Origin of the sequence: Polynucleobacter meluiroseus (assembly GCF_900205755.1) — a bacterium.
GTDB classification, from domain to species: Bacteria; Pseudomonadota; Gammaproteobacteria; order Burkholderiales; family Burkholderiaceae; genus Polynucleobacter; species Polynucleobacter meluiroseus.
Window position 1 is genome coordinate 606,602 of the sequence record NZ_OANS01000001.1, and the last position, 9,604, is coordinate 616,205.

At 42.9% G+C, this 9,604-nt stretch carries 8 protein-coding genes and 1 pseudogene; 8 read left to right on the top strand and 1 reads right to left on the bottom strand.

Annotated elements, in window-relative coordinates; all coding sequences use genetic code 11:
* The first annotated feature begins 4 nt into the window (after nt 1-4).
* The 8 genes and pseudogenes from guaA to CP950_RS03165 all read left to right on the top strand — a co-directional run bounded on the left by guaA (nt 5) and on the right by CP950_RS03165 (nt 8,905).
* Nucleotides 5-1,612: a glutamine-hydrolyzing GMP synthase gene (guaA, locus tag CP950_RS03145; protein ID WP_096672366.1), complete on the top strand. Its 1,608-nt coding sequence runs from the start codon at nt 5-7 to the stop codon at nt 1,610-1,612.
* A gap of 352 nt (nt 1,613-1,964) precedes the next feature.
* Complete coding sequence (locus CP950_RS10000; RefSeq protein ID WP_207760183.1) at nt 1,965-2,243, top strand: hypothetical protein; 279 nt, start codon at nt 1,965-1,967, stop codon at nt 2,241-2,243.
* 224 nt (nt 2,244-2,467) lie between these two features.
* A complete protein-coding gene (locus tag CP950_RS10005) occupies nt 2,468-3,046 on the top strand; it encodes a tyrosine-type recombinase/integrase (RefSeq protein WP_207760184.1) in 579 nt (192 codons plus the stop codon).
* A gap of 649 nt (nt 3,047-3,695) precedes the next feature.
* Nucleotides 3,696-3,833 carry a hypothetical protein gene (locus CP950_RS09920; protein ID WP_165766398.1) on the top strand — a complete coding sequence of 46 codons (138 nt, stop codon included), beginning with the start codon at nt 3,696-3,698 and terminating at the stop codon, nt 3,831-3,833.
* 683 nt (nt 3,834-4,516) lie between these two features.
* Entirely contained in the window at nt 4,517-4,651 is a 135-nt protein-coding gene (locus tag CP950_RS10105) for a hypothetical protein (RefSeq protein ID WP_272867607.1), read from the top strand.
* 292 nt (nt 4,652-4,943) lie between these two features.
* A pseudogene (locus CP950_RS03155) lies at nt 4,944-5,436 on the top strand (gamma-glutamyltransferase); the annotation flags it as partial.
* A gap of 141 nt (nt 5,437-5,577) precedes the next feature.
* Nucleotides 5,578-6,891, top strand: a complete 1,314-nt coding sequence (locus CP950_RS03160) for an APC family permease (protein WP_096672367.1) — start codon at nt 5,578-5,580, stop codon at nt 6,889-6,891.
* Nucleotides 6,892-7,084: 193 nt separating this feature from the next.
* The gene (locus CP950_RS03165) at nt 7,085-8,905 is read left to right on the top strand and encodes a sulfatase family protein (RefSeq protein WP_096672368.1); all 1,821 of its coding nucleotides are present in this window, start codon (nt 7,085-7,087) and stop codon (nt 8,903-8,905) included.
* 93 nt (nt 8,906-8,998) lie between these two features.
* Here CP950_RS03165 and CP950_RS03170 read toward each other — a convergent pair whose 3' ends face one another.
* Nucleotides 8,999-9,388 carry a YidH family protein gene (locus CP950_RS03170; protein ID WP_096672369.1) on the bottom strand — a complete coding sequence of 130 codons (390 nt, stop codon included), beginning with the start codon at nt 9,386-9,388 and terminating at the stop codon, nt 8,999-9,001.
* Nucleotides 9,389-9,604 lie beyond the last annotated feature (216 nt).

The following is a 9,604-nucleotide window of genomic DNA, read 5'->3' on the forward strand; positions in this document are numbered from 1 at the left end:
ATTCGTGCATGACAAAATACTGATTCTCGACTTTGGTTCACAAGTCACGCAACTCATTGCGCGGCGAGTACGTGACGCCAAAGTCTATTCTGAAATCCATCCCTACGATTGCGATCCTGAGTTCATTCGGCGCTTCGTCGAAAACGAGGGTTGCAAAGGCATCATCTTATCGGGTGGTCCTAGCTCGGTAACTGAGGCAGATAGTCCGCGCGCACCTCAAGCTGTCTTTGAGCTCGGTGTACCCGTGCTCGGTATTTGCTACGGCATGCAAACCATGGCAACCCAATTGGGTGGGTCCGTCGATTCAGCTGAGTCACTGGGCAAAGCACGTGAGTTTGGTTACGCCGAAGTACGCGCTCATGGTCATACTGACTTATTAAAGGGCATCCAAGATTTTTCTACGAGTGAAGGTCACGGCATTCTGAAGGTATGGATGAGTCATGGCGATTCTGTAACGACCTTACCGCCCGCATTCAAAATCATGGCCTCCACCGAGTCATGCCCCATCGCCGGAATGGCGGATGAGGCGCGGCGCTTTTACGCATGTCAGTTTCATCCGGAAGTAACACACACCATTCAAGGAACTGCGCTATTAGAGCGTTTCGTACACGAGATCTGTGCTTGCAAGCCGGATTGGGTGATGGGTGACTACATTAGCGAAGCCGTTGAAAATATTCGTAAGCAAGTTGGCGATGAAGAGGTCATTCTCGGTTTGTCGGGCGGAGTAGATTCTAGTGTTGCCGCAGCGTTGATACATCGCGCCATCGGTGATCAGCTGACCTGTGTCTTTGTAGACCATGGTCTCTTGCGCCTGAATGAGGGCGATATGGTCATGGAAATGTTTGCCCGCAACCTCGGTGTCAAAGTAATTCGAGTGGATGCAAAAGAGAAATTTATGTCTGAGCTTGCAGGTGTTGCTGACCCTGAGGCCAAGCGCAAAATTATCGGTAAAGAATTTGTAGAAATCTTCCAAAGTGAGTCCAGCAAGATTGAGAATGCCCAATGGCTGGCACAAGGAACCATCTATCCTGATGTGATCGAGTCAGCTGGCAAAGGGAAGAAGGGCGCGCATACCATTAAGAGTCACCATAACGTGGGTGGCTTACCTGAAGATATGCACCTCAAACTCCTTGAGCCGCTACGTGAGTTATTTAAAGATGAGGTACGTGAACTCGGTGTGGCACTAGGCTTGCCGCGCGAGATGGTCTATCGCCATCCTTTCCCAGGCCCTGGTTTGGGGGTGCGTATTTTGGGAGAGGTTAAAGCAGAATTTGCCATCCTATTACAGCGTGCTGATGCGATCTTTATTGAAGAGCTAAGAAGCACGATGGATGAAGTGAGTCAAAAATCCTGGTACGACCTCACTAGCCAAGCGTTTGCTGTTTTCTTACCAGTCAAATCGGTTGGCGTGATGGGTGATGGCAGAACCTATGAATATGTTGTAGCCCTGAGAGCCGTGCAGACACAGGACTTTATGACGGCCCATTGGGCCCATTTGCCCTACGACTTACTCGGAAGAGTATCAAACCGCATCATCAATGAAGTGCGCGGCATCAACCGGGTTGTCTATGACATTAGTGGAAAACCGCCGGCGACGATTGAGTGGGAGTAGAAACTCAGACTTAAGTCATTGATTCTTAAGGATATTAAAGTTACACAAAAGTTTCACACTGACTGCTAAGTGGTTGATTTTATTGAGCGCAGAAATTAAAGTTACACATAAACTTATACAAAAAAGTAACTATTCAATTTCGTAGACAACCCAAGCCCAAATGCCCACAAAAAAAGTAAAGTTTGAAGAAAATGAAATAGCAGTATTTGAAGACACTTTTATTTACAAGCGTGGCGAGTATTAGCAGTTCCGTTTGTGGCTAGCTAAAGAGCGCAAGTACGCTCGTTTTAGCCTAAAGACCAGAAATCAAAACACAGCAGTAGAAAAAGCCAAATTGCACTACCACGTGCTAATGAGTAATCAGCTCTCTGGCAAACGATATTTTTCGCTCACCACTAAAGATGACGTAGCTGCTTACATTGCTGAGAGGCAAAAGGATGTGGATGCCGGCATCATTGTCAAGGGCAGACTGGGCACAATCAAAACCCATTTGGAGCATTGGCTTGCCTATATCAAGAAAGATACCAAGCTCAAAGAGCTAGAGCGAACCGATTGCTCCGATTACTTCCTTAAAAGATCTAAGGGTAAGAAAAATGTAGAAATCAGCATTTCTACTATTGCCAATGAATAGGGCACCATTAACTCCTTAATAAAGTGGCTGTTCAAAAGAAAAGAAACTTATATTGATGGGTTTGATTTTTCCAAGCTACCCAAAGTAGATAAAAACGATAACAAGATTCGTCGTTCTACCGTTCTACCTTTAGTGAAGCAGAAGTAGATCTCTTTAAGGATGCGGTTAAGCAATACACTGACCGCAAAGAAAACAAGCTTACGGACAAAGAGTGGCAGCAGCGAATGCTAGCGTCTTACTTCTTCTTAATTGCTAGCGTGACAGGCTTGCGAACAGGCGAGCAAAAGCAACTGCTGTGGAGTGACATTGAATGGAAACAGGGCAGTAAGAATAAGAAAACAGTGGGATTAGTTCATATTCAAATCCGTGCTGAAACCAGTAAGGTGAGAAATAGTAGAGGCTTTTACTGTAGAGATGATGGTTACTTTAAGGAGCTCAGAACGTTTATTGTTGAAAATACGGAAGAGACTAAAAAGCCCATCAACTTAAAAGACAGACTCGTTTTTAGCTTAAACAGTACCAAAGTCATTACTCAAAGAGCCTTGCTCTATCACTTTGGTAATTTATTAGCACTTGCTGAAATTGATACAACAGATCGCGATATCGTGCCCTACAGCTTTAGGCACTATTTCATCACGCAAAAGGTCATGAGTGGGCTGAACTTCAGGCAAATTGCTGATATGTGCGGAACCAGTCAAACGCAGATTGAAAAGACCTACTATCACCTAAACGATGAAATTAAGCGAACTAATGCAATGGCTGACTATGACATTGATGAAGATGGGTTGATAGCTACAGAGTAGGGCTCATAATTTGAGCTACTGAGGTCATACTCAAGTCCTGGTGGGCCCACCAGAAAAGTAAACTCTCATCAGAAATGGTGGGGGTTTTGTCTTTTGAGCGTTACTTTAAGTAACGCTGGGCATGCAAAAAAGTGTGTAGGCAAACTCTGCACATTTTTAATGGTGATGCGAATCGGTTGTGGTTATGAGGGGCTGCTTTCGGCCAGTCGCAGTCATTCGTGGGATGCATCAAATAAGGGAATCTATAGGCATACCTAGAGACAGTTTTTTTATCACCCAATTTAGTGCAATACCTACTCCAAAGCTTCAAACACCTATGCTAGGATTCGATGGTGAATAGTCCAAAACTATAGGAGATTAAACATGCCAATACAAATGATTGAATTAGAAGAAGTAACAATGGTTGAAGCGAGTGATGAGACTTTGGAAGCGACAGTGACTAATGCCTACAACACATCTACCATGAGTTGCAACCCATCAGGTTGTGGATGTTAAGTTCCTTGTTGAGCTGATATCTTGCGCAGCATTACTAGCCACTCCAAGGAGTGGTTTTTATTGCCTAAATTAGTGCAATTACCACTCCAAACCTTCAAATACTTATGCTAGGATTTAGATGTGGATAGTCCACAACCCCTATAGGAGAGCAAACATGCCAGTACAGCAGATTGAATTAGAGGAATTGAACTTGGTTGTAGCCAGTGATGATGAATTAGAAGAAATTGCTATGATGGAGGTGCGGATAAGCTGTGGTACTTGGGGTGGGTATACCAGTACAAGCGGTTGTTAAGCTGTCAGCTTACCTAGTATCACGAACCACTCCACGGAGTGGTTTTTTATTGCCTAAATTGGTGCAATTCCCACTCCAAACCTTCAAATACTTATGCTAGGATTCGATGGTGGATAGTCCACAACCCCTATAGGAGAGCAAACATGCCAGTACAACAGATTGAATTAGAAGAAGTGACAATGATGGAAGTGAGTGATGAGGCTTTGGAGAAGAGTTCCCCGTGTGCCGGAGCTTATACTGGATTACAGGCAACCACATGTTGCACTCAACAAACCGTTTGTCCTTGTTAATTACTTGATTCCGGGTTTACTAAGCTGCTGTACAAAGTAGTTAATTCCCTCATAAAAACTTTCCCGCACTATTAAATGGAGAAACGAACATGCCAGTACAAATGATTGAATTCGAAGAAGTTGCAATGATCGAAGTAAGTGATGATATTTTGGAATCTATGGTTGCAGCAGTTGGGGGGTATTCAAATAATTCATATTGCTGTAATGACTCCGTGCCCCCGAAATGCTAGATGTTAAGTTCCTCTGGTTAGAATTTCTATCTATTGAAATTTACCTAACCACTCTACGGAGTGGTTTTTTATTACCTAAATTGGTGCAATTCCCACTCCAAACCTTCAAATACCTATGCTAGGATTTATTTGTGGATAGTCCACAACCTATAGGAGAGCAAACATGCAAGTACAGATGATTGAATTAGAAGATTTACAGTTGTTGGATGTGAGCGATGAAAAGTTGGAAGCTGGCGCAATAGGAGCTGGAACCTCGCTCCCGTTTGCAACCCTAAGTAACTGTACTATTTATCATTAGTATTATTATTAGTACTGGTATAAGGTATTATCAAAAGCCACTCTACGGGGTGGTTTTTTATTTCTCTTCTAGCGTTTTCAAAATTGCAATTGCTGGTTGTATCAGATCATTTAAATTAAGCTTTAGGTACCCATTTGGCTTTGTGCCATGATTCTATGCAGTTCTCGTCTTCTTCGATACTGACCGCATAGCCCCTAACCACGGGGTTTTGCTTTTGCTGGGTTCTGTGCCCACCATAGTCATGTTTTTTCTCATGTAAAGTGCAAATCATGGCATCTATTAAGAATGAGTAATGAATGTGAACTTTAACTCGAATAATCCGTCCCCAGCAATTCGTGTACCCGTGATGGGGAGAAGTGTTGTCGTGACATCACATCCCTATGCAGCGCAGGCTGGACTGCGCATTATGCAACGTGGGGGGCGCTATAGACGCCGCAATTGCCACAGCAGCAGCATTAATGGTTGTTGAGCCTGTATCTAATGGGTTGAGTAGTGATTGTTTCGCAATTATTTGGGATGGCAAAGAATTGCATGGCTTAAATTCATCTGGGGTAGTGTCAAATAGCTGGAGTCCAGATTATTTCTCGGCTAAATATGGTGTTGATGCTAGCGGACAAGCTAATAGGCCGATGCGGGTATGGGACTCTGTTACTATTCCAGGGGTCCTTGCTGGTTGGGAGGTAATGCATTCTCGTTTTGCGTCACTCCCTTTTGAGGAGTTACTTCAACCAGCAATTGAGATTGCTGAGCGCGGCTATTTTTTAACTCCCGTGGTTTCTCTTAAGTAGGGTGCTGCTAATGCCGAGCTTAAGAATCAACCAGGAAAATGATCTATTTTGATGCTCAAGTTTTTTTCTTATTGGATTTTCGTTGTTTTGGTTTTACTTCAACATTATCAACTTATGCCGCATTGAACTAAGACTCAGATGAGTACATCGCCACAAAGCCCGTCGCAGATCTCAAAAAATATAGGGCTTTATTCTGCTATTGCAATGAGTCTGAGTGGCATGATGGGCTCGGGTTTATTTACCGTTCTGGGCTATGCGAATCTCACAGCCAAGTCTCATTTCCCAATTGCTTTTTTACTGGCAGGCATCGCAGTATTTTTTACTGTCTATTCTTGCGCTAAATTGAGTGCTACATTTCCAGTTGCTGGTGGTCCTGCAGGTTATATCGTTTCTACCTATGGCAATGGTTTTATCGCAGGCTGGATGAATATCTTCCTCTATCTTGGATTTTTGATATCCACTTCGTTGTATGCATCTGGCTTTACTGAATTCATTGTTGTGTTAACTGGATCCTATTTTTCAGGATTTGAACTCAAACTCATTGGTGGAGCATTGGTTTTTGTACTTGCTTTAGTCAACCTCCTAGGCGCAAGCATTGTGGGGCTTGCAGGTCTTGCTGCTATTGGATTGGTATTGCTTTCATTGCTTGCTTTTAGTGCTGTAGGTATATCGCACCTTAATGTTGCAAGTCTAGATTTTGGTGTGGGCCCTATTGAGGGTATCGCTATTGCTACGGGCATGCTCTATATCAATTACCAAGGTTTTGCAGTGGTGAGCAGTGCAGCGGATTCGATAGCTGAGCCAAAGAAAACAATTCCAAAGGCAATGTATGTGGCAGTCTTATTCGTGATCGCTCTTTATGTATTGGTGAGTTTTGTCACAATTCAGCTCACTCCAATCGTTGTTATTAAATCTAACCCAACGAATGTGATTGGTGCCGCAGCAAATATTCTGATGCATAGGGAAGGTTTTATTGGTATTGGATTAATTGCTTTGCTTTCCTGTGCTGCTGCAGTCAATGCTACTATTTTTACGGCAACCAAAGTACTTGGAGTGGTGGTTACTGAGCATGCAAATGCAACTTGGCTATCTAAAATCCTTGGGCAAAGCCAGATGAGGCGCCTGCTGATTTCGGCAGCCATTGTGATTATTTTGGTACTGGGATTTCCTCTGGAGATAGTCGGAAAAATGGCCAGCATGGCATTTTTACTTTTATTTGGCGTTATTACCTATGGCCACATTCGTATTCATGAGCAAACTAGCGCTAATGTCTTCCTTTTATGGTGCGGGGTAGTCATCAACCTTACTTTATTTATCTTTTTGGTGATTAATGGAATTCAATCCAATCCAGCCGGTGTTATTGTTCTTGTAATTGTATTAATGGCGACTTATTTAATTCAGCTTAGGTATCAATTTATTCCAATGCTTCGCAAGGGCGAAGTAAAGCGTTAACTAAAATCTACTTGGCCTTTGATGGGATGAGGGTAGCTGGTCGATTGGAATCGATAGTCTGCGGTAGAGTGGGGGTGTTTTTGAAACGGGTTTGTCTATAAAGATTAGCCGAAGCTGTGTTTTCTTGATCGTGTAATCCAAATCATTTAATATTCTAAAAGTAAGTACTGTCAATCTCATTGAGGAGCTGTTAATGGAAACAATTAATCCCGAGGTTTTAGATTCTGGTAGCGAGCCTCAGAACCCATCTAGACGTAATTTGCTTACCTCTGGGGCTGCAGCACTAGGTGCTGGTTTATTGCCAGCGGGTATGCAAAATGCGGAGGCACAGTCATACCCAGATAAGCCCACGCCCATAGCACCAAATACCCCACCGGCTGGTTACAACATTCTTTTTGTTTTGGTAGACCAAGAGCATTTCTTTCCGAAGTGGCCCATGCCAGTGCCTGCGCGCGAAGCCATCAAGAAAAAAGCAATTACTTTTACAAATCATCAAGCAGCCTCGATGCAATGCTCATCGGCCCGTTCTGTGATTTATACCGGTTTGCATATCCAGCACTCTGGTATTTTTGACAACCTCAATTTTCTGTGGCAGCCTGATTTATCCCATAAAGTCAAAACCATCGGTCATCGCTTGCAAGAATTGGGCTATCACTCTGCCTATCAAGGCAAATGGCATCTCTCCGCGAATATGGATGTTGTTAAAAAAGCATATGACGCCCCGATGGATACTTATCGCAAGATCATTAAGTCATATGGCTTTGATGACTTTTTGGGGGTCGGCGATATTGTAGATCAGCAGCAGGGCGGTTATACCTTTGATAAGCTAACCCTGTCATCAGCGGTTGGTTGGTTGAGAAACGAGGGGCAGGAACTACGAGCTAAAAAGCAACCTTGGTATTTAGCTGTCAATATCGTCAATCCACATGATGTGACTTATGTGAATTCTGATTTGCCCGGTAAGCCAGTGCAGGGAGCTAAACATGCGATGACTATTTTGCCGCCGCCAACCACCGAACTCTATCAAGCTACTTGGGATAACTATCCATTACCCGAGAGTCGCCACCAGGCACTCGATGCACCTGGCAGACCTAAAGCACACAAGCTTTATCAAGAAATTTGGGATTTACTCATGGGCCCATGGCCCAATGAGGATCGCCGCTGGAGATTATTGCTCGACTATTACTTTAACTGTATGCGTGACAGTGATGAGAATGTCGCAGCAGTAATGCAAGGGCTCAAAGATAGCGGCATGGAAGACAACACCATCGTCATCTTTACGGCTGACCATGGTGAGCTTGGCGGTACACATCAAATGCGTGGTAAGGGGACCACTACTTACAAAGAGCAGAACCATGTCCCGCTGATGATTATTCATCCAGCCTATCCGGGAGGCAAGGAGTGTCAGGCAGTTACTTCACAGATTGACTTGGCAACGACAATTTTGGCAATGACCGGTAAAGATCCTAAGAGTATTGCAAAAGCGTCTGAAGGTCTTAAAGGTAAGGACCTTACGCCATTATTTAAAGAGCCTGAAAAGGCCAAAGTAGACTCAGCAAGACCTGCTTCTTTATTTAACTTCAATATGCTGATGTTTACGAGTTGGTTCTGGGCAGAAAAAACCTACTCTTGGCTCATGTCCGGTAAGTATGACTCCAAAGAGTCAGCCAAAATCTTAAATGCACATCAACCTAACTTTGCTAATCGGGTGGGTATTCGAAGTGTGTTTGATGGAAGATATCGTTTCTCAAGGTATTTCTCGCCTCTGCAGTTCAATACCCCAACTACCATGGAAGAAATGTTAGCCAAAAATGATCTAGAACTCTTTGATCTTCAAAATGATCCGAATGAAATGAATAATTTAGCTATGGACCCTAAAAAGAATGGCGATTTGATCATGGCAATGAACAAGGTCATGAATGAGCGTATCGCTCAAGAGGTCGGAATTGATGATGGTAGCTTCTTACCAATCCGAAATGGCAGATGGCATGTAGCTAAGCCAGATCAGAGGTAAGTCATCCATCTCTCACATTACATGAACTACGCTGATCTAATAAAAAACCCACCTTAGGGTGGCTTTTAAGATTTAAAGTTAATTATTCTGATGCTAGAAGGTAATGAATTTAGGTAAAAATCCCAATAGAATCCAAATGAGCATTAAAAAGCCGCCAATACTCACTGTAAATCCAACTATAGGCCCCAAGGAGACAAAATAGCCATCGGGAATTTCTTTGTTTGAAAGATTTTTAATGAATTTTTTATGTTGATATGCTGAAACAAATGCAATAAATGTACCTACCAGAATGAGAGAAAATCCAATGAGCTCAGATAGAAGGTAATGAGCATTATTAATTTGATCAGGTAAGTTCAGATTTTTCATAAATGCATAGCGCTCTACTACAAATCCAAGCGCGATAAAAGATAAGGCTGTTCTTTGCCATGATAGTAAAGTTCTTTCAGTGGCAAAATACACCCGCGGGTCGTCTAAATAGGACATTTACAGTTTCATTGTGAATAGAGTTAATACATTTTAGATGAATATTTATACCTTTTTTGTCGGTTTACCCGACAAATTAGACATCTGCTTATTCGACCGCCTGCCAATTGTAGTATCCCCATAGATTCGTACATTTAAAAAGTTGAGTTTTCTGTTGTTTATGGCAGTATTTACAACAGGAGAATCAATATGAAGAAGTCACGATTTACAGAGACC